Below are 21921 nucleotides of genomic sequence, written 5' to 3' on the forward strand. Positions count from 1 at the left end.
TCAGGGCTGTGCGGGGGCGAGGGAGAGCAGTCCGGCTCCGTAGTTCTTGGCTTTGCCGATGCCGTGGGTGACGGCGGTCGTGAGCAGGTCGGTGTCGGTGATGCGGGCGTGGCCTTCGAACTGGGTGAGGGTGTAGGGGCCGATGCGGCTGTGGTCTTTGCGGGGGAAGGGCCGTGGGGTGGCGTGGCTGGTGAGGGGTTCGAGTCCGGCGGCCAGAGCGCGGCGGTGCCACCAGGCGTCGGCGGCGTCTCCGGTCAGGGGGGTGGTTTTGCCGCGGCGTTTGCCGGTGACGGGGTGCGGGTGGGGGGTGCCGGCTGAGCGGGCGATGGTGGGGGCCGCGGTGATGCGGTAGCGCACGGGCATGCCGGGGCGCAGGGCGGTGAACATGGAGGCGAGATTGCGGGTCTGGGCGGTGCCGTAGCGGCGGGGTAAGGCATTCAGGTCGGGTTGGTGGGCGGTTTGGATGAGCAGGACGTGCTCGGGTCCGGTTTCGAGGCGGAAGAGGAGACCGGCGCGGGCCCGGGGGTGGGGGCCCAGGTTGTCCGGGACCAGGCGCATGAGGGTTTTGTGGAGGCTGTCGACGTCGGCGAGGTCTTTGCGGACGGCGGTGTGGCGGGGGTCGAGGGTGAGGCGGGTGAGGTGGGTCATGCGGGTGCTCCGAGCTTGTAGGCGGCGAGGGCGTCGAGGGGGCGGGGGCCGGTGTGCAGGCCGGCAGGGAGGGGTTCGGTGGTGAGCCACAGGGGGCGCGGTAGGTGGCGGCGGGCGCCGGTGGTGAGGTCGATGGGTTCGCTGGTGGCTTCCCGGTCGGGCTGGTCGGGGTTGGTGGCGTGGGGTGGGGGGTGTTCCCACACGAAGGTGACCGGGATCGGGGTGTCGTCGCGGGGCGGGGCGTTACGGGTGAGGGGCGCTGCGGTCTTCAGTTCGTGGATGGGATCGGGTGTGTGGTGCCGCAGGACGAGCGGCTCGTCGGGCAGGCATGAGCGGCGGCCGAGGAAGAGGCCGAAGCGGGGCTGCTCGAGGGTTTCGGCGATGTGGGCGATGAGGGGGGCTGGGCCTTCGACGGCGACGGTGAAGCAGGCGTCGATGAGGTAGTCGCGGTGGGAGACGAGGGTGGATTCCTTTTCGGGCCGGTAGGTGCCGTTGCCGGTGCGCAGGGCGTTGCGGGGGCCGTATCCGCCGCCGACGGTGTGGAAGTCGCGGTAGCGGGTGCCGGGCTGGTCGATGCGGATGGTGATGGTCAGGTCGCGGTGGTCGGGGCGGCCGGGAAGGTGCGGGTAGGGGTCGAGGGCGTGTTCGCGGGTGCGGCCTTGGGCGGCGGCGAACATGCCGATGAGGGCGGACCGGGTGGGGAAGGCGCTGGTGTCGCGGCGGTGGAAGACTCCGCGTTCGCCCCAGGCCTGCACGGGGCCGGCCAGGCGCAGGAGGAGGCCGCTCATGCCGGGTTCTCGGGGGTGAGAGCGGCGGTGGCGCACGCGGCGGTGAGGTCCTCGAACGAGGTGTGGTGGGTGCCGAGGTGTTCGATCGGTGTGGTGGTGGTGCCGGCGTGTCCGTGGGCGATGCGGGTGCGGGTGCCGACGAGGCGGTTGACCGTGGCGGCGTAGTCGGCGAGGGCCTGCCGGGCGGGGGTGGTGTAGCCGCCCGTGGGCGCGGGGGCGACGGGGTGCTCGAAGGCGGCTCCGTAGGAGACGGAGCGCCGGTCCCGGACGGCGTAGTGGACGAGGTCGGGGATGGTGTGGGGTGCGGTGGACGTCTTCTTACCCTGGGGCATGCTCATGATGAAGTGCCAGGCATAGAGCTCGATGAGGTGCTGGGCGGTGGCCGTGCCTGTGCCGAGGTTGCTGAGCAGGTCGGTGACGTTGAGGGTGGAGAAGCGGTAGAGGACGCCGGTGGTGAGGAAGTTGGTCTCCAGGTGGGCGCTTCCGTTGTCGCCGGGCCGGGGCCAGTCCTCGACCGCGGTGAAGAAGTCCTGCTGGAGGTCGCTTCGGTGGACTGAGAAGGCGGGGGCCATCTGGACGGCGGCTTCAACGTGGCCGCCGGGTAGTTCGGCGAGCATCCGGCCGAAGAGGTTGATGCTGGCGGTGCGGCGGGTCAGCTCGGCGGCGACCTCCTTGGTCGGCAGGACCGGCGCCGGGGTCTTCTTCTTCCTCTTGCTGTCCGTGTCCCGCTGCTGCTCGGCTGTGTGCTCAGCGAGAGCGTCTTGCAGCGCTTCCCGGTTCTTCTCACACACGGTGACGAGGCCGTCGGCGACGTCACGGGGCAGGTAGAGCATCGCTTGCGTGCGGTGTCGTTCCTTCTCGTTGTGCTTGAGGCCGCCCTTCTTCGCGGACAGGACGATCTGGGCTGATGCGAAGTCCGCGAGCTCGTCGGGCCATCCGGACTCCCGCAGGCGGTCGGCGACGACGGGAGGAAGCATCCGGGTACGGGCGGCGTGTTCCCCCAGGTCCTGCTCGACCTCAAGGCGGAGCGGGCGCTTCCAGGCGTGGGGAGAAACGTAGGACCGTGTCGCGTTGCCGTAGTGGATCGTCTTGGGTTCGTTGTTCTCATCTCGGTTGAGGTTGGAGGCGGTGACCGGCTGGAGAACGTGCAGGTCGAGGAAGCGGGCGGGTGTATACATGCGGGACCTTCTTCATTGGCCTCGAGTGATGCGGACAGCCCGAGGCGAGAGGACGGTGCGGTGAGCTCAGGTCGGGTCAGGGCCCCGGCGCAGCGATGCCCCTGCACGGGCGGCGGCTACACGCTGCGGCCACTGGCCGGGGGGTCAGTCGGTGGCCGGCTGATGGAGGGTGAGGTAGAAGGCGTCGCGCCAGCGCAAGCCGACGGTGTCGGGCCGGTAGGAGCGCTGGATGAGGTCGTGCAGCAGGACGCCCCAGTCGGGTGTGAGACCGTCGGACAGCAGCCGCCTGATGAGAGTGGGCAGTCGGCGGTGCAGCTGATCCTCGCCGACGCGGGTCATCACGTGGAGACGGTCCGCGGTGCGGTCTTCACCCCAGCCGGCGTCAAGGACGGCGGCAGCGAGCGCGGTACCGAGGTTGGGGCGACGAAACCAGGCGTCCAGGGCTACGCCTGTGGCGGGCGGGTTGGGCGACCCGGCAGGCTCCGTCAGTGCCGCGAGGGTGCCGGCGCGGCGGGTGGGGCGGACACCGGGCGTGTGGACTTCGGGTCCGGCGAGGGCGATGAGGCTGGCAACCGTGTAGTGGGCGCGGCGCCCCGGCCGGCCCGCGGTGTACCGGGTCAGGAGCTTGTCCATCTGGGCGCATTCCTCGACGGGACGGCCGAGGCCCGTGCTGAGCCGTCTGCGGGTGCCGGGGTCGCGGCAGAGGCCGTGGATATGAGTGACGTATGCGTCGTAGGCGGTGCGGCGTTCGGCCATCGTGCTCATCGGCTCGTCTTTCGCTGTGGGTTCGGCTGCCGGCGGTACAGCTCGCGGACGGCGAGGGCGACGGCGCGGGCGGCGCTGTTGTGGCGGGCGCGGGCGGTGGCAGTGGTCTCCCGCAGGGCGGTGACCGCGGCGCGGGTGAACGCGCGGGTCGGTGCGGCGTCGGGATCGTCCAAGAGCTGCCAGAAGACGGATTCCGCCAGCGGCCAGTACCGAGCCGCGCACTTGCCGACCCATGCCGGTTCTTTGCGGCGTGGCCGGGCAGGGGATCCGGCGCGCCCGGGTGTGGCGGCTTCCTCCCACGCCTGCCTGGTGACGTCGGCCAGCTGGCGGGCAGTTGATTCGGCTGCCTGGCAGCAATCGGCGATGCGCTGGGCGCGCTGCGGGTCGTGTTCTTCCATCCAGTGCAGCAGCGGCGGGGTGAGGGCGGTGTACCACTGGTAGTCGGTCGCCTTGGCGTCCTGGTCGAAGCCGTGGACGCGGATGCGCAAGGTGGTGCGCACCTCGTCCGGTAGGTCGTTGAGGGTGTCGAACACGGCTGGCCGCCGGTGGCTGCCGTGCTCGTCTCCGGCCAGGAGAAGAGTGTCCAGCTCTCGCCACCAGGCCCGGTCGGCGTCCGCGCGGCGGACGCTGCGGCGCCGCGGAAGGGGCTTGGCCATGTCGAAGTGGTAGGTGAGGTAGGGGTCGGTGACGGGGACCTTGGGGTGCTGGGTGGCCCAGGACAGGTACGCGTCGGTGACGGTGGCGCCGTCATCGCCGGGGACGAGGAGGATTGCGTGCCGGGACATGCCGGTCAGGAGCCGGCCGGGCCAGGACACCGGCCTGGGTGGGGCGTCGGGGTCAGGGGGCGCGGGGTCTTCCCACGGGCAGGTGTCGGCGGCGGGGAGTTCGTCGCCTGTGAATGGGGCGCAGCCGGCGAGAAGGGTTTCGTGCAGGGTGCGGCCCACGGGGTGGAAGGACACGGTGCCGCGTAGCGGGCCGCCGGTGAGTTTCCCGCTGGAGCAGGTCGCGGTGGTGCGTGGTGTGCTGGTGCCGGGGCGGCCGTAGTAGTGGTGGATGAGCAGGTACTGCAGGGCGTGAGCGGTCGGTACGGGGGTCGCGTTGTCGTGATGGTGAGGGCTGAACCAGGCCAGATTGTTGCCCGCGGGGCGGCCGGGGACGAAGGCGTTGATACCGAACGGCTTGGCGCACTGCTCGCGTAGGGACGGGTCCTGGAGCCAGGGCCGCTCGGGATCGAAGACACTCCATGGGTGGGCGTCGAAATAGGCGTGCACGGCGTCTGGTTCGAAACGCCCGGCGGTCAGGCAGCGGCGCCGTAGCGCTGTCCATTCGGAGGCGGTGAGGTCGGCATTGTCCAGGCCGGTGATCCGGGTGGTGATGGCGACGGCAATCCGCAACAGTGCCGAGGCGGCCGGCGGGTGGGGCAGGGCGAGGTCGTCGATGGTGTCGGCGCGCAAGAACAGCTCGCGCAGGCCGACGGTGGCGTAGCGGTGGCCGGTGCGCACCTCGATCCACGGGTCGTCGGCCGCACTGAAACGTGGGGAAGGTAAGTCTGATTCGGGCATGGCAGGGCAGCTTTCGCAGCACGTTGGGGCAGGTGGAAAGGGGAACGAGCCTGTCAGGCTGAGACGGCAGCATGATTGCTGCCGTCGTCGTCGCTCGAACACGGCAGCGATGTTCTGTCGTGGTGTTCGATGCGAACAAGGGAACACAATCATGTGTGCGGTTCGTCGCACAAAAGGTGAGAAGGTGTGACTATCAACCAGCGGCGTGATCTGTATTGCCCAGAGCTTGCCGCGTGGTCATCCCTGCTGATCGATGCGGTGCATTAGGCCGAGAGTGTCGTCCATGCGCAAGTGGTGCCGACCGAAACGTTGTCCATCCAAAGGGTGAGCGGGGTCAGTGGGCAGCAGCACGGTGCCGGCGAGGAGGGGGTGCTTCGCCCAGGTCGCGGGCGGCAGGCTGTCCACGGGTGCGCGGGCGACCCAGGCGGCCGGGACGGGCAGGGTGTGCTCAAGGATGCTGCGGATCGCGCGGGTACTGAGGTGTTCACCGTCCGGCAGTGGCAGCCGTCCGGCCGGGTCCAGGGAGAGATTGTTGCCGGGCAGGCGATAGCAGGGAAGCAGGCGGCGGGACATGGTGCCCAGACGGGTGGCGGCGTGCGCGGTGGTCAGATGCTGACGGTGCAGGTCCGCCATGGATGACACCCGCCGCGACGGGGGCACGAGCTGAATCGCGCTCAGGTGCTCTTCACGCAGGGTCTGCGACTGCTGCGTGGCGAGCATGCGGGCCAGGCGGTCGGTCTCAGCACCGAAACTCGAGTCCCTTCCGTGGACCAGCTCCACCAGCCGCTGGATGTCGTCGGGAACGGTGAGCGTGCGGCTCTTGAGCGTGTGCAGCAGTTCGGCGGTGGCATGAAGGGTGAATCCGGGTTCGATCCTGTTCCAGCCGGGCGGCAAGGCCGTGCCGCCGCGATCACCGACGGGGTTCAGAACAGTCATGCAGGGCTCGTGGCCAGGCTGCCACCATCGCGGACGGTGTTCGTCCTTCCACAGTCCGGCGAACCGGGCCAGGCGCCCCAGGCGCTGCAGCAAACGCGCCATCGAGGCGAGATCGCTGACCATCACGTCGACGTCGATGTCCAGACTCATGTCCAGCAGGCTGGTGGTGACGACCACCAGCCGCTGAGGTCGAGGGCCGCTCCGGCCGAGACGGCGGCGCAGGGCACTCAGCAATCTCTCGCGCCGGTATCCGGGCAGACGGGCGTGGACGAGCAGCAGGTCTGCCGGCGGTCCCGGCCACGACCGGGACAAGTGGGTGTAGGTGTCCTGGGCGTCGGCAACGGTCGCGCACACCACAGCCGCGCACCCTCCCTCCTCCGTGACCGGCCGGAGAAGGTCGGCGACAGCCTCCAGGCGCTCCCGCTCCCCCACCGTGCGGTCGGCATGCTCGAGCTGCCGGTAGGTCACGTCGCGTACGGCCAGGCGGACGGTGCGGCGCTGTGCGGCCGTGTGCGCGGTGCGGGCCGTGTCATTCATGTGGTGGGTGAGGCCGGTGGCTGCGTCGGTGAACGTACAGCCGGGATAGACGGGGGCTGAAACCGTTCCATCCGGGGGCGTACGGCCGGCGCCGGAGAGATAGGAGCGGATCAGGCCGGACTGGGTGGAGGCCGGCAGGGTCGCCGACAGCAGGACGACAGGCGTGCCGAGTGCTCCGAGCCAGTTCAGCAGACGTTGCAACTGCAGTTGGCTGAACGGGGTGAGGGCGTGGGCTTCATCGACGATGACCGTCTTGCCCGACATGGCCAGAAGGCGCAGCGGACTGTGGCGCACAGGCAGCACAGCCATCTGGGCCTGGTCGACAGTGGCGACGGTGTACTGCGCGAGCAAGGCGCTGTCCCAGCCTCGTAGCCACGCGTCCGGCCCGGCCGGGCCAGGACCGTGTTCCGTCTCCTCATCGTCGCCGCCCGCCGCGGCGTCGACGCCGAGTAGGTCGTCGCCGGGGCCGTCGAGAACAGAATCCTCCGACCCGGCGGACAACGCGCGGTCTGTGTAAGCCGGGTTGAGCCAGCTGTGGCTGTGGACCAGGGTGACCGGCGGGTGTTCCGGCTGGTGGGCACGCACGTAACGGTCGAGGATGTCGTAGGCCTGGTCAGCTGCGGCCGTGGCCGGCAGCAGCCACATCACGCCTTGGGTGCCGCAGTGCTCGTTGAAGATCCGTGCCAGCTCCAGGCCGGTGACCGTCTTGCCCGAACCCGTCGCGTCGGTGACCACCGCAATGCCGCTCCCCTGCTGCCGCACGAGCTCTGGCATCGCCTCCAGGACCGAGGCCTGCATGGCGTTCGGTGTCTGAACGCCCCGGTGGGCGGCAGCGAACGGGATCCGGTCGAGATCGAACCGGGTCAGGTGGGAGCGTTCGACCTCATCGCTGGCCTGCCGGCGGGCCCGGCTGTAGTGCTCGTTGGCGCCGGACGACGGCGTGTCGGCGTTCGGCAGCCAGAACCGGCGCTGGCTGGACACGCGGTCGGCCAGCATGATCAAACCGGTGATCAGGACTGCGGCCTCCGCCGAGAACCACCGCGGCGGCTTCGGGACGTCGAACAGATGCCACAGCAACCGGACATACCTGTACCGCAGATCCCGCCACGACGGGCCGCCCAGGGTCGCCTCCACCCGGCGGGCGGAGGCCGCCCGGTGCAGGTCCATCTGCAGATACCTGCCATGGTGCCCGCCCAGGCACTGAGCCGCCCGCACCGCGGGACTGTCGTTGCCCTCGCGGGTGAACCCGAGACCGTGCAGCAGGTTCACCCCGATGTGCATCGAAGCCCGAGCATGCGACACAGGAGTCACCGGCCCCATATCCGCCAGCAGCTCATCACCCAGACGCAGCCGCGCCACAGGCTCGCAGCACTGGAAGTGCGGAGTCAGCTTCCCCACGTCGTGGCAAGCCGCGAGGAACGCGACCAGCGAACGAGCTTGCTCCTCCCCCATCTGCAGACCCGCTGTAATCGCCGCTTTCTGACTGGGAGTGAGGAACCTGTCCCACAGCCCGCCGGCGACCGCCCCGCTGTCGATCAGGTGAAAAAGCAACGAATACGCCGTCCCCGTCAAGGCATCGAACTTCCCCCACGGCTGCACACTGATACCGCTATGCCGACCGTCCTCCAGAACTCCCATCACGACAACTATCGCTACACCGGGCCACTTTGCACGTGATACCAATGAAGCGGTCGAGTCCCACTGGAACACCCAGTACGCTGAGAAGCCGTCGTACTCGCGCAAGCGAGGGTGACTCCAGCGCGCACTCGCGAAGCGGAGTACGGTCGCTGTGACTCGCGCAAGCGGGGGTGGCTCGGCGGTCTCGGCAGGGCCTTCGTGGATGGTGCCCTACGACCCGCCCAAGCGGGGGTGACTCGGCGACGCCGGTCCACCAGCATCTGTGCCCGAAGGAAACCCGCGCAAGCGGGAGTGACTCTCGGCTCCAGTCGGAGCGGATGGCGGGGTGAAAACCCAGCCCGCGCGAGCGGGGGTGACTCGGCCGAAACCGGCGGCAACTCCTCGAACGGGACCTCCAGCCCGCGCACGCGGGGGTGACTCGTGCCCGAACTTGGGGACGTACGCGTGGTAGTGCTCCAGCCCGCGCACGCGGGGGTGACTCCTAACATCCACTCCATGAGCACTTCCGCCCCCGCTCCAGCCCGCGCACGCGGGGGGACTCGCCTGGGACCAGCCCTCCCTGGAGCGGATCCGCATGAGGACCTGCAATCGGCCGCAACGCGGCCTGCCCTCATGCCAGGATGAGCACATGCGACTGAAAGCCCAGCGAGGCAGAGAGGTCGCAGAGCAGCCCTGAAACCCCAGCTCGGAATGGGCTCGCCCTGCGCCAGCAGGGGTGTTTCGCTCGGCTTCGACCGGAGCCGTCTCACCGACCGGCTCGCCCTGCGCCAGCAGGGGTGTTCCGAAGTACGCAGGCCCCTACCGCCTCACCCTCGCCCCGCGCCAGAAGGGGTGAGCCCTCACGTACCTTTACCCGCCCGCCGGCGGTGATCTCTACCGGGGCCGGGTGCGGAACCTGTCCCCCGCGCGAGCTGAGGCCCGGCTCTGGTCCTGGTGGCGAACCCCGAGCTCCACCGTGCCCTGCGCCAGCAGGGGTGGACCGCCTTCGACCTTCCCGTACAGGTCGAAGGGATCCTATCCCTCGCGTCAGCAGGGGTGGTCCGGCGATCAGAAGCCGGTGGAAGCCACCGTGCCAAGCTAGCTCCAGTGCAAACAGGGGTGATCCGGGTGGGGCTCAGGTGAGCCGTACGTGTCTCGCCCCCTGCAAGGGGCAACTCCTCGACAACAGCCTTCCTTCTCTCTGAAGCCAGCGGTCGCTATTCCTTGCTCTCGCTGCGTCACCGCTGGCGTACGGCCCCTCTGCTTGCCCCACTCTGGAAGACGGGGCCTGGGTCGGGGCCGGTCATCAGCGCCGTTGATCGGTCCGGGCTGTGCCCACGGACAGGCAGCCGAGGACCAGTTGCTGTGCGAGTTCGTCCTCAAGGTCACCACCCTGTCGGTCTTCCAGCATCGCCTGGGCGGCAGGCCGATGTCACAAACGGGAGGTGGAATCTGGGGTGGCAAGCGATCCGATCCGGCAGTCGGATCGCTTGCCAGGTGCGCGGTGGCGCAGCACGGTGCTTGGGTATCGGCCGGTAGCATCCGTCGTCAGCCGATGCTGTGCTCGCTCAGGCGGCATTCGGGGCGCCGTTGCGTGGTCACCGCAGCGGGGGGATCGGTGCCCACAGCACTGCCTCGACTTCGCGGGGCCCAGGACGGTGCTCACCTCAATCATTAACAGGACGGAGTAGTCGGGGGCGAAGAACACCGATCACGAGAGTCGGTACAAGAGACGCCTTGGCCGGTCTACGGGCGCCAAAACCTGAAGTGACGACGGAGACTGGCCATGCGTCGCGGGCGCTGCTCGCCGCTGTCATGGGCGGCCAGCAGGCGGCGGTCGCGATCCTGGTTCTGGTCGATTTCCGCCGGCGTGTAGCGGTGGCTCCAGCGGACGCGGTCGTCGCAGATCCAGTAGTGCGAGTGGCGCGGAAGCGACCAGTTGCCGATCGAGGGCGTGAGGGGGTCGTTCGCGCCGTTGTCGGTGAGGGACCACTGGGCCGGGGAGAGTGGTGTGGCCACATCGCAGCAGCACAGGTGGCCGCAAGGGCGTTGGCCCCGGCCTGAGCGTGATCGGCTGGACGAGTCCTGGTTACACCCGGGGCGTCAGATCGCAGGGACTTCCCGTATCGACGGGTGGACAGGGGCTGTTGGTACCAGAATCCTCGATGTGACTGATATACCTATTGAGTTGCAGGACGACGTCTCGCTCGCGCCCGGCTCCAGCCTGGCCGATCTGTTCTCACGGCTGTCTGCCGCTGACAACCCGCATGCACGCGGCAAGGACTTCGAGAAGTTGTTGCTGCGGGCCCTCGAGCTTGCCCACTTCGTCGTGGAACTCGATCCTCGTATGGCGCAGCCTCGTCAGACTGATCTGTCCGCGCGTTATGGCGAGCGTCGCTACCTGCTGGAGTGCAAGTGGCAGAAGGCAAAGGCCGACATAGATGTGCTGGGCGCCGTGTATGACCGGCTCGAGCGGGTCAGTTCCAGTGTGGTCGGGGTGATCATCAGTGTTTCCGGGTTCACCAAGGCCTGTCTTGACGATGTTGTTCAGCGCCGGCGCAGGCCGGTACTGCTGCTGGATCATGCCGATGTGCTGGGTGCGCTGCGGGATCCGGCGTCGCTGCCGGGTCTGCTTCAGAGCAAGCAGGATGCTCTGATCACGCATGGCCGAGTGCACCTGGGCGCCCAGAGGCCGCCTGTGCCGAGCCGGCCGTCGCGCGAGCTGCCGAAGGGCGATCTGGTGGTGCGCAGTGACCGGGGTGATGTTCCCTACGTGTCCCTGCCGGGCGGGTTCGCATCGGCCGTGTTCGCTACCTCGCTCACGGACGTGGACTGGTCGTTCGGCCGGGGCCGTGGTGTGTGCTTGGACATGCCGATACGCGCCTACTCGACCGAGGACCTGATCCGGCTGGTGCACGGGATGGACGAGCTCGGGCTGTCCAGCCCGAGGCCCACTTGGACTCTGCAGCAGAACGACACGTCCTGGTTCGGAATAGGGGCCCGGGCACTGGTCCAGGCCCTCGACGACGCCTCTGCGCGTACCGCGGCCCTGGACGACCCTCACCACAGTGAGCAGCTCGTCTACTGCGATACCGCGCTGGACGGTGTCTACACGCTGACCGCGAGCATCTCCGCTCCCCCGCAGCTCAGCCATACGGACGCGGACGGCGATGATGACGGTGCCGGCCTGCCCGCGGGGGTGCGTCACCTCTTGCACTGCCAGCTCTCTTTTCAACTCCCGGGCACTCCTTTGGACACCACCGCGCTGCAGCACCTGCGCGACCGGTTTGGGGTGACAGGCAACGCCTACTTTCGACACCTGGACACGGCAGCGGTTCGCATCACGTGGCTGGACCGGCAACCGGTAGATCCGATGGCCACGATCATCGAGCGCGATCCCTACACAGGCAAGGAGTTCGTGGTCGGCCTGGTGGTGCGTGACCACTACTCCGTGAACGGCGACCACGCCGTCCTCGAAGGGTGGCCGCTTGAGCTCCAGGGCAGCGGATTCCTGGTGTGCTCACTCTCCCACCACCATCTGGTGAGCGAACCTCCAGAGCGGTACTGGCTCGAGGCTGTCCACACCGCCCACACATCCGACCTCGCCGTTACAACCATCCGCGCCGACTGGTGAACCAAGAAGCAGTGGCGCCTGCTGCGCAAGCTCCGGTGCAGCACGACCCGTAACACCGGCACCGTGAAGGGACGTCCTGGTCCTCCACTTCGCTACTTCGGACTGAGCTCAGCCTGCGGCATTCACCAGGGCCGTCAGTTCGGCCTCTGTGGTCCCAGCCGGCACGCGCACGTCGAAGGTGTAGCCCTCATCGCAGAACACCAGGTCAAGGTGCATGGGTGTCAGCCCGCGGAAGGCGACCGCCAACCAGATCGCGTCCGCCTCCCACACATCCAGGTACAGACAGGTCCCGTCCTCGTGGAGATAAGCCTCACCCGGGCCGTTCTCCGTATCGAGCCCCCAGATGAGACTGCGCACTGCACTACGGGCCGACGAATCGATCTCGACCTCAGCCCACCGAGCACGGATCACCTCGGTCAGCGCACCCCGATCGACGTGCCACCCGCCCGCATCCCCCTCGACCACCACCACGAACGTCATGAGCAGGGTCTATCAGATGCCCACGACACGGCGCTGACCAGCAGTTGCCCGAAGTTGGAATGGGCTCACTGTCCCTTTATCGCAGGTGCGGAACCCTCTGCCCGCGCCAGGAGGCACGGCCCGCAGCGCAGGTCGTGCTCAACTCCCCGCCCCGCCCCGCTCCCTCCGGAACATAGGCATGCCCGACGGTCGCATCAGGATTCACCACTGGCCCGTAGGAACTCCGCCCACGACACAAAGCCGCAGGTCAAAGACTCCGTCGTATACCGACTCTCACTACGCTGAGCAGGCTTTTCTCATCAGAGGGCGGAGCAGATTCTCATGACCTGTCCTCACCGGTAGCGCTTAGATAGGCACTAGCCAGGAACCACGAAGCGACCTGCAGTGCCACCTCAGCGAGAAACCCCTGTGACACTTTCGCGAGAGACAGCACCCCACAACACCTCCAACCCCCGCCATACAGAAGCGTCATAACGCCCCGTGAGGCTCTGACCGTCCACCATGCCCCCACCCACTCACACAGGAACCGAGTACCAAAGCGTAAGAGCCACCACCGACACTGACGCCCTGCCCCTGCGAGACGTGCAGACCAAGAAGTCCCACTCGTGAGGCGACAGCGGCACGAGTAGCGTCTCGGCGGCCGACCGGCTGCAGAGCCGGCAAAGCAGCACAGGACAGCCACTGCAAGAGGCCCACGCGCAACCCGCGCGCGACCCCCAAGGCTCGCAGAGGCAGGCACGAAACGCCGGCCGACCTCCCAGTAACGGCAAGCTCCGGACCATCCCCCGCAAGAGCGGGGCGACGGCGCGGCCGTGTCGCTGGTGAACGTGACGGTCGGACCATCCCCGCGAGTGCGAGTGCGGGGGCGGGGGCGGGGGCGTCTGGGCGTCGTCGCCGTTGCCCGGCGCAACCTCGGGACCATCCCCGCGGGCGCGGGAGCGACTTGAGGTCCGCGCGAACTTGGAATTCCCGGACCGGACCATCCCCGCGGGCGCGGGGGCGACGGCCCCGCGGACGGGGTCGCCGCCGTCTGGTCCGGACCATCCCCGCGGGGGCGATCCTCCGCCCGGAGTTGCCCGGAAGTGACCCCGGGGACCATCCCCCGCGGGCGCGGGGGCGACATGTCCGCGGCCCACTCCTTGAACCCGGCCGACGGACCATCCCCGCGGGCGCGGGGGCGACACTTGCTGAGCTGAGTTCTTACCGGGCAGGACGGTTGTTCTCATTTAGTTGCTTCTTGGGGAGGGCCGAGAGGATCGGTCCGTCGAAGTCGACAGGCTGCCAGCGGTCGCGGCCTGTGGTGCGGACGGCCCATCCCTGTTCGTTGGCGGCGGGTTCGATGAGGATAGCTTGACCGTCACCGATGCGGGTGGCCAGGAGTTCCCAGAGCCGATCGCGGATGCGGCGGCTGGGGTTGCCGACGAAGACGCCGGCGCTGGCCTCGACCATCCAGCGGTGACCTGGCCGCCGAGCAATGGGCCGGGGTGAAGTTTCCCCGTGATGCTGGACACTCGATGCTTACGCTGCGAGGGCGTGTTTTTGCTCGTGTCTCTGCCGGGTCTCCAGCGGGGTGAGGTAGCCCCAGGCTGGATGCCTCCGCAGCCGCTTGCGGTTGTAGAAGGTCTCGATGAAGGCGAAGATCTCAGCGCGGGCAGTGGTCCGGTCGGGCCAGCGGCGGGTGCCGATCTCCGCTTTCAGCAGCGCGAAGAAGCTCTCGGCGGCGGCATTGTCATAGCACGAGCCGGTTCAGCCCATGCTCTGCCGCAGGCCCAACCTGCTTATTTCCCGGCGGAGTTCGTCAGAGGTGTACTCGGCTCCGCGGTCCGAGTGCACGATGCAGCCGGTCTGGAGCCGGCCACGTCCGGCGGCCATCGTCAGTGCGTCGACCACCAGGGAGGCGCGGTGGTGGTCGGCCATCGAGTAGCCGACGATCTCGCGGGTGGCCAGGTCCAGCCAGGTCGCGAGATAGAGCCAGCCCTTGTCGGTGGGGATGTAGGTGATGTCACCGACCAGCTTCAGCCCCGGGTCGGCGGCCGTGAAGTCGCGGCCGATCAGGTCGTGAGCGGGCACCGCCTTCTTCGCTGGACGGGTCAGCGACCGGCGCTTGCGCCGAGTGACCCCGGTGATGTCACGCTCACGCATGATCCGCTCCACTCGCTTTCGGTTGACCCGCCGGTCCAGCCTGCGCAACTCGGCATGGATAGGGGCTTGAGGAACATCGGAACGAAAACCGGCGCTAAGCACTCGTCGGCCCTGGTCGGCGACTGACGGCGACTCAGCGCGGGTCGCGGTCTGAAGTCTTCCCACGGATAACACCCCAATATCTGCGGTAGCTTGATCCGTCACCTGCGGTGACGCTCTCCGGGCCGTACATGAAGCGGCCCTGTTATCTGTGGCAAGGGGGAAGCGGTGCCCACCGTTGTACAGCTGCCGACCGGCAAGGCGCTCACCGTCCGGACGGCTGCCGACGTGTTCCTGGACTCGCTCGGCAACCCGAACACGGTCCGCAACTACGGGATCGGGGTGGGCAAGACCGCGGAGCGGCTCGGCGAGGGCCGACCGCTGGCGTCGGTCGCGGACGACGAGATCGGTGAGGCCCTCGAACTGCTCTGGGGCACCGCCGCGGTGAACACCTGGAACTCCCGGCGCGCGGCGGTGCTCTCCTGGCTCGGCTGGTGCCGGGAGCGCGGCTACGACGGCCCCGCCGTCCCGGCCTGGGCGAAGCGACTCGCGGTGCCCGAATCCGAGACCCCCGCCCGCTCGCGCATGGCCATCGACCGGCTGATCGCCCGGCGCGAGGTGCACCTGCGGGAGAAGACGCTGTGGCGGATGCTCTACGAGACCGCCGGGCGCTCGGAGGAGATCCTGGGCGTGAACATCGAGGACCTGGACTTCGCCGGCCGCCGCTGCCCGGTCAAGGCCAAGGGGGCGAAGTCGAAGTCCCGCCGCCGGGGCCAGGCCCGGGAGGACTTCGTGCTGGAGACCGTCTACTGGGACGCCGGCACCGCCCGACTGCTGCCGAGGCTGCTCAAGGGCCGCACGCGGGGGCCGGTGTTCGTCACCCATCGCCGCCCCGGACCGGGGAAGGTCGTCAGCCCCCGCGACGTATGCCCGGACACCGGCTTCGCCCGGCTCTCCTACGGGCAGGCCCGCGCGCTGCTGGACGAGCACACCGCCGTGCGAGGGCCGGGCACCGGCTGGGACCTGCATGAGTACCGGCACTCCTCCCTGACCCATCTCGGCGAGGCGGGCGCAAGTCTGCTGATGCTGATGGCGAAGTCGAGGCACAAGAAGCCGGAGAACGTACGCCGCTACTTCAAGCCCAGCCCGGAGGCCATCGCCGAGCTCACCAGCCTGCTCGCCCCCGGTGACAGCAGGCGCTGAACCCAGGCCGCGGGCGGCCCGGCGCACTGGGTCAGGTCAGGGCGGCGGAGGTGTTCTGGTCCAGGCGGGTGCGGAGGGTGGCGGCGAAGTCCTCGGCGCGGGCCAGCTGGACGCGGAGCTTGTCGACCTGCTCGGTCGCGGCCTGCTCGTACTCGCGCACGCGGCCCAGCAGGACCTCTCGCTCCCCGGCGTCGAGGGCGCCGTCGGCGTCCAGGCGGTCGGTGGCCTCCAGCAGGTCGCGCATCTGCTCCAGGGTGAAGCCGAGCGGCTTCATGCGGCGGATGACCATGAGTCGGGCGACGTCGGTCTCGGTGTAGAGGCGGAAGCCGCCCTGGGAGCGGGCGGAGGGGATGACCAGTCCCGTCTCCTCGTAGTGCCGGATGGTGCGCAGGGACAGCTCGGTCCGCGCGGCGACTTCGCCGATCTGCATGTGCTTGTCGTCCACGCCCGTGGTCCTGGCCCTTCTCGTCGTGGCGGACCGCGCTCCTGCGCGACCTCACCTATCCCTACTCTAACGTTAGGGTAGAGTTGCTGGTGGTGAGGGCGGCACGTCGGCCCTGCCACTGCCGATCCGGGGCCGATGGCGCCCCCGGCGAAGATCCGATTCTTGCAGGAGAGAGCGTTCGCAAGCCCATGACGCCGATCGCCGCCGCCTGCCCGCCGTGACGCTTCGCCCCCTGATGTGAGCCGCTCGGCCGTGCCTTCGCGCAGGCCCCGGCTCCGTCGTTTCTTCGACTTCCGGCCCGCCCCTTGCGGGCCGTCCGCGGGGCGCCGGCCCGGCTCCTCCGCGTTCTCCCGCACGCCTTCGGCCTGCCGACGGGGTGTGCCCGAGCACGACAGGTACGCATCTCCTTGTCTTCTGCTGCTGTGACTCCCGCCGCGCGGTTGCGCGGCCTCAAGCCCGACTGGCTGAACAACCCGAAGGTCTGGCGTACCGAGGTCCTGGCCGGCCTGGTCGTCGCGCTGGCCCTGATCCCCGAGGCGATTTCGTTCTCGATCATCGCCGGGGTCGACCCGGCGGTCGGCCTGTTCGCCTCCTTCACCATGGCCGTCGTCATCTCGATCGTCGGCGGACGCCGGGCGATGATCTCCGCCGCCACCGGCGCCATCGCGCTCGTGATCGCGCCCCTGAACCGTGAGCACGGTCTGGGCTACCTGATCGCCGCCGTGATCCTCGCCGGCGTCATCCAGGTCGCGCTCGGCGCCCTCGGGGTGGCGAAGCTGATGCGGTTCGTTCCGCGCTCGGTGATGGTCGGATTCGTCAACGCCCTCGCGATCCTGATCTTCATGGCCCAGGTTCCCGAGATGCACGACGTGCCGTGGCCGGTGTATCCACTGATCGCGGCCGGGCTGGCGCTGATGGTGTTCTTCCCGAAGGTCACCACTGTGATCCCGGCCCCGCTCGTCTCCATCGTCATCTTGACCGTCATCACGGTGGCGGCCGGTATCGCGGTGCCGACCGTGGGCGACAAGGGCGCCCTGCCCTCCTCGCTGCCGATCCCCGGCCTGCCGGACGTGCCGTTCACCCTGGACACCCTGACCACCATCGCCCCCTACGCCTTCGCGATGGCGCTGGTGGGCCTGATGGAGTCGCTGATGACCGCCAAGCTGGTCGACGACATCACCGACACCCACTCCTCCAAGACCCGCGAGTCCATCGGCCAGGGCATCGCCAACATCGTCACCGGCTTCTTCGGCGGCATGGGCGGCTGCGCCATGATCGGCCAGACGATGATCAACGTGAAGGTCTCCGGCGCCCGCACCCGCCTGTCCACCTTCCTCGCCGGTGTGTTCCTGATGGTGCTGTGCATCGTCTTCGGCCCGGTCGTCTCCGACATCCCCATGGCCGCCCTGGTCGCCGTGATGGTGATGGTGTCCTTCGCGACCTTCGACTGGCACTCCATCGCCCCCAAGACCCTCAAGCGGATGCCCGCCGGGGAGATCGCCGTCATGGTCATCACCGTGATCTGCGTGGTCGCCACCGACAACCTCGCCATCGGCGTCGTCGTCGGCTCCATCACCGCAATGGTCATCTTCGCCAAGCGCGTCGCCCACCTCGCCAACGTCACCGCGGTCACCGATCCCGACGGCAGCACGGTGGTGTACGCCGTGACCGGCGAACTGTTCTTCGCCTCCTCCAACGACCTCGTCGGCCAGTTCAACTACGCCGCCGACCCCGACAAGGTCGTCATCGACCTGTCCGCAGCCCACATCTGGGACGCCTCCTCGGTCGCCGCCCTGGACGCCATCGAGACCAAGTACGCCCAACGCGGCAAGACCGTGGAGATCATCGGCCTGAACGACCCGAGCGCCGACCTGCACGGCAAGCTCACCGGCGAACTCACCAGTCACTGACCCCACCACAGCGATGGCCGCCCCGGCCCCGGCCCCGCGGCGGCCATCGCTGTGTCTGGGCGGGGGCCGACGGCTACCGCCCGACCGCTTCGACGTCATCGGAGACCTGGTCCTGGCGGGGATGGCCATGATCATGTACGCGCCCCGCAGCCACTGACCTACTCCTCGTCCACCGCGTCCGCATCGCGCAGGGGCCGCAGGCCGCCGGGCAGGTCGGGCAGGTCGGGCAGCGAGAAGGAGTAGCGGCCCAGCATGTTGATGTGGTGCCGCACGAACGGCGAGAGACGGGCCACGTCCGCATCCCGTACGTCGAAGCCGTCGGCGCGCAGCTGCGTGACGGCGGCGTCCATGTAGCGGGTGTTGAACAGCACCAGGGCGTTGAGGACGAGTCCCAGGGCGCCGATCTGGTCCTCCATGCCGTCCTGGTAGCGCTGGTAGAGCTGCCCGGCCCGGCCGTGGAAGATCTTCCGGGCAAGCGCGTGGCGGCCCTCCTGGAGGTTGGCCTGCACCTTGATCTGGCGGCGGTAGCCGGGCTCGTCGGCCAGGCGCAGGATGTGCAGGGTCTTGGCGATCCGCCCGTAGTGCGCGATCGCGTCCCCCAGCGGGGTGGGGCGCCCGTCGCGTGACAGCATCCGGATCACGTCGTAGGCGCGGACGGCGCCGGTGTGGATGGAGCCGATGATCCGCAGGATGTCCTCCCAGTGCCGCTCGATCCGCGCGAGGTCGACCCGGCCGCGGGCCGCGTCCTGGAAGGCCCCGTAGTCGGCGGCGCGGTCGATGCGCCACATCTTCTGGTCCGGCAGGTCCGCCAGCTGCGGCGCGTAGGCGAACCCGGCGAGTGTGAGCAGCCCGAAGACGATGTCGCTGTAGCTCGCGGTGTCGGTGACGATCATCTCGGGGCGCTTGCCGCCGTCGCGGTCGTAGAGGAGGTCCAGCACATACAGCGAGTCGCGTGGGGTGCCGGCCACGATCTTCCCGCCGAGCCCCGCCGCCTGGTCGTTGATCATGTTCAGCCAGGTTGCGCCGCCCCGGCGCCCGAAGTACTTCGGGTTCGGCCGCGCGTACACACTCGGCACCGGCACCACGAACCGCATCCCGTCCACCGAGGCCACCAGTCCACCACCCCACGCCTGCGCGAGAGGGATGGATGCCTGGTGCTCGATCAGGGTGGCGTTGGCGGCCCGGTAGGTCGCCAGGCGCAGATACGTCTGGTCGACGTGGGACAGCCGCCCGTACTTCAGCGCGTCGATGCCGCTGATGACCGGCGTGTAGCCGACGTTGCAGCCGTGCGCGACCAGCAGCGCGGCGATCGTGACGTGCAGGTCCTTCAACCGGGCCTCGCCGCCGGTGACCGAGGTGAACGCCTGGTCGGCGCCGGTCCAGGAGAACACTTCCAGCAGTACCTCGGGCAGGTCAACGCGGGGCAGCATCGCGTTCACCGCGGCCCGCAGATCGAGCAGGGAGGCCTGTTCGGGCTCCGGCTCCAGGGCGGCGAAGTGCAGCTGGCCGGCCGTCGTCGTCGAAGACGATCTGCGCGTTGTCCGGCAGCCGTCCCGCGACCTCCCGGTAGGTGCCGTCCAGCAGCGCGGCCCGTGCCGCCAGGTGCTCGTCCGCTGCGGCCGGCAGCCCGAGGGAGGCCAGCACGGTGGGCTTGGCCTGCTCCCACGCCTCACCGGCCAGCAGCTTCGCGCGCGGGTCGCCCCACTTGGAGGAGTTCTTCGCGAACACCTCCTTCCGGCGCAGCATCCGGTGGAACTGCTCCATCACGCAGAACACGTACGCCTTCCAGTCCACCGTGCCCGGCTCCAGGTGCGGGGCGGCCAGCACCAGGCGCCGCCACGACCCAACGAGCAGGCCAGTGTCGATCTCGGCCGGGCCCACCTTCTTGCGGCCCATCAGATCCGGCAGCGACTTCAACGCGGTCAGGACCGGCAGCCCCTCCGGGGTGGCGCCGAAGTCGACCACCTTGACCAGCAGCTTCAAGAACGGCCGGACCGTGCCGAACCGGGTGACCAGCATCGACCGCCATGCCTCGTCCGCATCCGAGTCCAGCGGCGGCGTCAGCTCGAACAGCGCGGCGATCGCGGCGGCCAGCTCCGCGCGCGGCACCACCGCCTCGATCTGCTCCCACATCGCCTCGAACGACTCCACCTTCGGCCCGCTGACCTCGCCGGTGTCGGTGTCGACCTGCTCGGCGGTGGTGTCGAACACGACCTGGAACGCGGTCGCCAGCTTCGCCGAGGCCCGCTCCACCCTCGGCAGGGTCTTGATCTTCTCCTTGACCGTCTCCCGCTCCGCCTTGGCCAGCAGCTTCGTCGCGATCAGCACCTCCAGCAGGTCCAGCGCGTCGTCCACGGCCCGGGTTGTCAGGTAGACCGCGGTGGCCAGCAGCGTCGCCAGCCGCCGCGAATCGCCGTGCCGCCGCAGCAGCGACGCCTTGCCGTCCACCCCGTACCGCGACAGCTCCGCCAGCCGCCGCGGCGGAACCGCCGAGACGTCCAGCACGCCCATGCCCAGGTCGGCGATCTCCTCCGCCCGCTGAAGCGACCACTTCATCTGCGGCCCCGACACCCGCACCGGGCCCCGGCGCAGCCGGTCCAGCTCCGAGACCCGGGCGCCGGGCGGCACGGTCAGCAGCGAGTCCAGCACCGCCCGCTGCCCGGTGTTCAGCAGCCCGTACAAGGTGTCCCACAGCCGCTGGTTGGCCGCCTCACGCACGGAGGCGACCAGCCGGGCCAGCGTCGTCACGCCGGGCAGCAGCACCCGGCGCTCGCGCAGCCAGCCGGCCGACGCGTCGAACAACGCTTTCGGGCCCTCGCCCGTCGTCCAGGCCCGTGCGTCCACCCACGCCCGCAACTCGGCCTCCGCCTCGGCGAACTCCCGGTACTCCAGGACCCGCCGCAGCTCCCGCACGTGTTCAAGCCGGGTGTTCTCCCGCTCGCCGTACGCCTTCAGCACCGACGCATCTGCGATGTCGAGCTGCTCGGCGAGGTAGTCCACCACCTCCACCGGCACATCCGTCGGGTCCTCCAGGAACACCCCGAGATACCGCGCCGTCGTCAGCTGCACCGCGAAGCCCAGGCGGTTGTGCGCCCGCCGCTTGCCCTCGATCAGCTCCCGGTCCGCGTCGTCCAGGAAGAAGAACCGCTCCAGCTCCATACGGGAGGGCGCCCCACGGAACGCCGCGTACGCGGCAGCCTGCTCATCCGTCAAAAACTCGACCGGCACCCCGGACCTCCAGACAATCGATCAATACGACTGCCGAAGGTTCGGCCCCCACAGAAGCCCAGGTCAAAGCCCTCTCAGCACCGGGCAGGGCTTAGCGCCGGTTTTCGTTCCGATGTTCCTCAAGCCCCGGATACGCGGCCCTCCGTTGGTGCACCGGGAGGCTATGTGCAACACGGTGATCTCGTGGGCCAGGGCGTCGTCGGCGGCCCGGCGGGCGGCGCGGGCCGGCTCGCCGGCCAGCCAGGCGTAGAAGGAGGACCGGGCCACCTTCAGCAGCCGGCACAGCAGAGCAACGTTGTGGGTGGTCTTCTCCGCCTCGATGAACGCGTACACCTCGTTCATCGATCGCTCTCCTTCGCGAAGAAGACCGCCGCTTTTCGCAGCACCTCGATCGTCTCGGCCTGCTCACGGTTCTGCCTCCGCAGCCGACGCAGCTCTTCCCGCTCCGCGCTCGTCAGCTCACCCGGCGACCCCTGCCCGCGGTCGATCGTGTCCTGCTTGACCCAGTTCCGCAGCCCCTCGGCGCTGACCCCGATCTCCCGAGCCACCTCGGTGACGGTCTTGCCGGAGGACCGGACCAGCGCGACCGCGTCGCGCTTGAACTCCTCCGAGTACCGCCTGCTGCGGTTGCTCTTACTTCCCACCTGGCACTACTTCCTCTGGAACCTCATGTCCCAGTCTCCAGGTGTCCAACATCAAGGGGAAGCTTCAAACGGCTCGGCCGCCGCAGATGGGTCATCGAACGCACCATGTCCTGGCTCACCGGCTACCGCAGACTCAACCACCGCTACGAGCGCCACCCCCGCAAC

At 69.0% G+C, this 21921-nt stretch carries 16 protein-coding genes and 3 pseudogenes; 4 read left to right on the forward strand and 15 right to left on the reverse strand.

What is annotated here, in order from left to right; all coding sequences use genetic code 11:
• The 7 genes from cas6e to BLT82_RS37500 all read right to left on the reverse strand — a co-directional run bounded on the left by cas6e (position 1) and on the right by BLT82_RS37500 (position 10065).
• Positions 1 to 648 (reverse strand): type I-E CRISPR-associated protein Cas6/Cse3/CasE, encoded by a 648-nt coding sequence (gene cas6e, locus BLT82_RS35010; RefSeq protein WP_093662282.1) that lies wholly within the window; start codon positions 646 to 648, stop codon positions 1 to 3.
• Positions 645 to 1436, reverse strand: a complete 792-nt coding sequence (cas5e, locus tag BLT82_RS35015; RefSeq protein ID WP_093662284.1) for a type I-E CRISPR-associated protein Cas5/CasD — start codon at positions 1434 to 1436, stop codon at positions 645 to 647. Before cas5e ends, cas6e begins: the two co-directional genes overlap by 4 nt.
• Positions 1433 to 2614: a type I-E CRISPR-associated protein Cas7/Cse4/CasC gene (gene cas7e / locus BLT82_RS35020; RefSeq protein WP_093662286.1), complete on the reverse strand. Its 1182-nt coding sequence runs from the start codon at positions 2612 to 2614 to the stop codon at positions 1433 to 1435. The genes cas5e and cas7e overlap by 4 nt, the downstream gene beginning before the upstream one ends.
• 144 nt (positions 2615 to 2758) lie before the next feature.
• Positions 2759 to 3379, reverse strand: coding sequence for a type I-E CRISPR-associated protein Cse2/CasB (gene casB, locus BLT82_RS35025; protein ID WP_093662288.1), 621 nt, complete (start codon positions 3377 to 3379; stop codon positions 2759 to 2761).
• Entirely contained in the window at positions 3376 to 4941 is a 1566-nt protein-coding gene (gene casA / locus BLT82_RS35030) for a type I-E CRISPR-associated protein Cse1/CasA (RefSeq protein ID WP_093662290.1), read from the reverse strand. Before casA ends, casB begins: the two co-directional genes overlap by 4 nt.
• Positions 4942 to 5178: 237 nt before the next feature.
• A complete protein-coding gene (locus BLT82_RS35035) occupies positions 5179 to 8052 on the reverse strand; it encodes a CRISPR-associated endonuclease Cas3'' (RefSeq protein WP_093662312.1) in 2874 nt (957 codons plus the stop codon).
• A gap of 1725 nt (positions 8053 to 9777) precedes the next feature.
• A complete protein-coding gene (locus BLT82_RS37500; RefSeq protein ID WP_280142519.1) occupies positions 9778 to 10065 on the reverse strand; it encodes a ubiquitination-like system serine protease family protein in 288 nt (95 codons plus the stop codon).
• Between the two features lie 133 nt (positions 10066 to 10198).
• Here BLT82_RS37500 and BLT82_RS35040 point away from each other — a divergent pair, with 133 nt between their 5' ends.
• On the forward strand, positions 10199 to 11665 hold the full coding sequence (locus BLT82_RS35040; RefSeq protein ID WP_167746183.1) for a restriction endonuclease: 1467 nt from the start codon (positions 10199 to 10201) through the stop codon (positions 11663 to 11665).
• 108 nt (positions 11666 to 11773) lie between these two features.
• On the opposite strand, the gene BLT82_RS35045 is transcribed toward BLT82_RS35040, so the two are convergent.
• The 4 genes and pseudogenes from BLT82_RS35045 to BLT82_RS35060 form a co-directional block, all read right to left on the reverse strand.
• On the reverse strand, positions 11774 to 12145 hold the full coding sequence (locus tag BLT82_RS35045; protein WP_093662294.1) for a hypothetical protein: 372 nt from the start codon (positions 12143 to 12145) through the stop codon (positions 11774 to 11776).
• 1200 nt (positions 12146 to 13345) lie between these two features.
• Positions 13346 to 13594 carry a type I-E CRISPR-associated endoribonuclease Cas2e gene (gene cas2e / locus BLT82_RS35050; RefSeq protein WP_093662296.1) on the reverse strand — a complete coding sequence of 83 codons (249 nt, stop codon included), beginning with the start codon at positions 13592 to 13594 and terminating at the stop codon, positions 13346 to 13348.
• Positions 13595 to 13663: 69 nt separating this feature from the next.
• Positions 13664 to 13876 (reverse strand): annotated as a pseudogene (locus BLT82_RS38925) (IS3 family transposase); the annotation flags it as partial.
• Positions 13877 to 13891: 15 nt separating this feature from the next.
• Entirely contained in the window at positions 13892 to 14491 is a 600-nt protein-coding gene (locus BLT82_RS35060) for an IS3 family transposase (protein WP_280142518.1), read from the reverse strand.
• A 63-nt stretch (positions 14492 to 14554) separates the two neighbouring features.
• Here BLT82_RS35060 and BLT82_RS35065 point away from each other — a divergent pair, with 63 nt between their 5' ends.
• A complete protein-coding gene (locus tag BLT82_RS35065) occupies positions 14555 to 15529 on the forward strand; it encodes a tyrosine-type recombinase/integrase (RefSeq protein ID WP_093662298.1) in 975 nt (324 codons plus the stop codon).
• Positions 15530 to 15560: 31 nt separating this feature from the next.
• Here the strand turns inward: BLT82_RS35065 and BLT82_RS35070 are convergent, their stop codons facing one another.
• Positions 15561 to 15974, reverse strand: coding sequence for a MerR family transcriptional regulator (locus BLT82_RS35070; RefSeq protein WP_208868128.1), 414 nt, complete (start codon positions 15972 to 15974; stop codon positions 15561 to 15563).
• 422 nt (positions 15975 to 16396) lie between these two features.
• On the opposite strand from BLT82_RS35070, the gene BLT82_RS35075 reads away from it, so the two are divergent.
• A complete protein-coding gene (locus BLT82_RS35075) occupies positions 16397 to 17884 on the forward strand; it encodes a SulP family inorganic anion transporter (protein WP_093662300.1) in 1488 nt (495 codons plus the stop codon).
• A 158-nt stretch (positions 17885 to 18042) separates the two neighbouring features.
• On the opposite strand, the pseudogene BLT82_RS35080 reads toward BLT82_RS35075, so the two are convergent.
• The 3 genes and pseudogenes from BLT82_RS35080 to BLT82_RS35090 form a co-directional block, all read right to left on the reverse strand.
• Positions 18043 to 21112 (reverse strand): annotated as a pseudogene (locus BLT82_RS35080) (Tn3 family transposase).
• A 63-nt stretch (positions 21113 to 21175) separates the two neighbouring features.
• Positions 21176 to 21454 carry a hypothetical protein gene (locus BLT82_RS35085; RefSeq protein WP_093662302.1) on the reverse strand — a complete coding sequence of 93 codons (279 nt, stop codon included), beginning with the start codon at positions 21452 to 21454 and terminating at the stop codon, positions 21176 to 21178.
• Complete coding sequence (locus BLT82_RS35090; protein WP_093662304.1) at positions 21451 to 21756, reverse strand: transposase; 306 nt, start codon at positions 21754 to 21756, stop codon at positions 21451 to 21453. The genes BLT82_RS35085 and BLT82_RS35090 overlap by 4 nt, the downstream gene beginning before the upstream one ends.
• A gap of 60 nt (positions 21757 to 21816) precedes the next feature.
• Here BLT82_RS35090 and BLT82_RS37655 point away from each other — a divergent pair.
• Positions 21817 to 21921: pseudogene (locus BLT82_RS37655) on the forward strand (transposase); the annotation flags it as partial.

The organism is Streptomyces wuyuanensis (assembly GCF_900103455.1).
GTDB classification, from domain to species: domain Bacteria; phylum Actinomycetota; class Actinomycetes; order Streptomycetales; family Streptomycetaceae; genus Streptomyces; species Streptomyces wuyuanensis.

Coding starts and splice junctions, on each gene's coding strand:
- cas5e (WP_093662284.1), bottom strand. CDS start 1,436: ATGAGCGGCCTCCTCCTGCGCCTGGCCGGCCCCGTGCAGGCCTGGGGC.
- cas7e (WP_093662286.1), bottom strand. CDS start 2,614: ATGTATACACCCGCCCGCTTCCTCGACCTGCACGTTCTCCAGCCGGTC.
- BLT82_RS35035 (WP_093662312.1), bottom strand. CDS start 8,052: ATGGGAGTTCTGGAGGACGGTCGGCATAGCGGTATCAGTGTGCAGCCG.
- BLT82_RS35045 (WP_093662294.1), bottom strand. CDS start 12,145: ATGACGTTCGTGGTGGTGGTCGAGGGGGATGCGGGCGGGTGGCACGTC.
- casB (WP_093662288.1), bottom strand. CDS start 3,379: ATGAGCACGATGGCCGAACGCCGCACCGCCTACGACGCATACGTCACT.
- BLT82_RS35085 (WP_093662302.1), bottom strand. CDS start 21,454: ATGAACGAGGTGTACGCGTTCATCGAGGCGGAGAAGACCACCCACAAC.
- cas2e (WP_093662296.1), bottom strand. CDS start 13,594: ATGGTCGAGGCCAGCGCCGGCGTCTTCGTCGGCAACCCCAGCCGCCGC.
- casA (WP_093662290.1), bottom strand. CDS start 4,941: ATGCCCGAATCAGACTTACCTTCCCCACGTTTCAGTGCGGCCGACGAC.
- cas6e (WP_093662282.1), bottom strand. CDS start 648: ATGACCCACCTCACCCGCCTCACCCTCGACCCCCGCCACACCGCCGTC.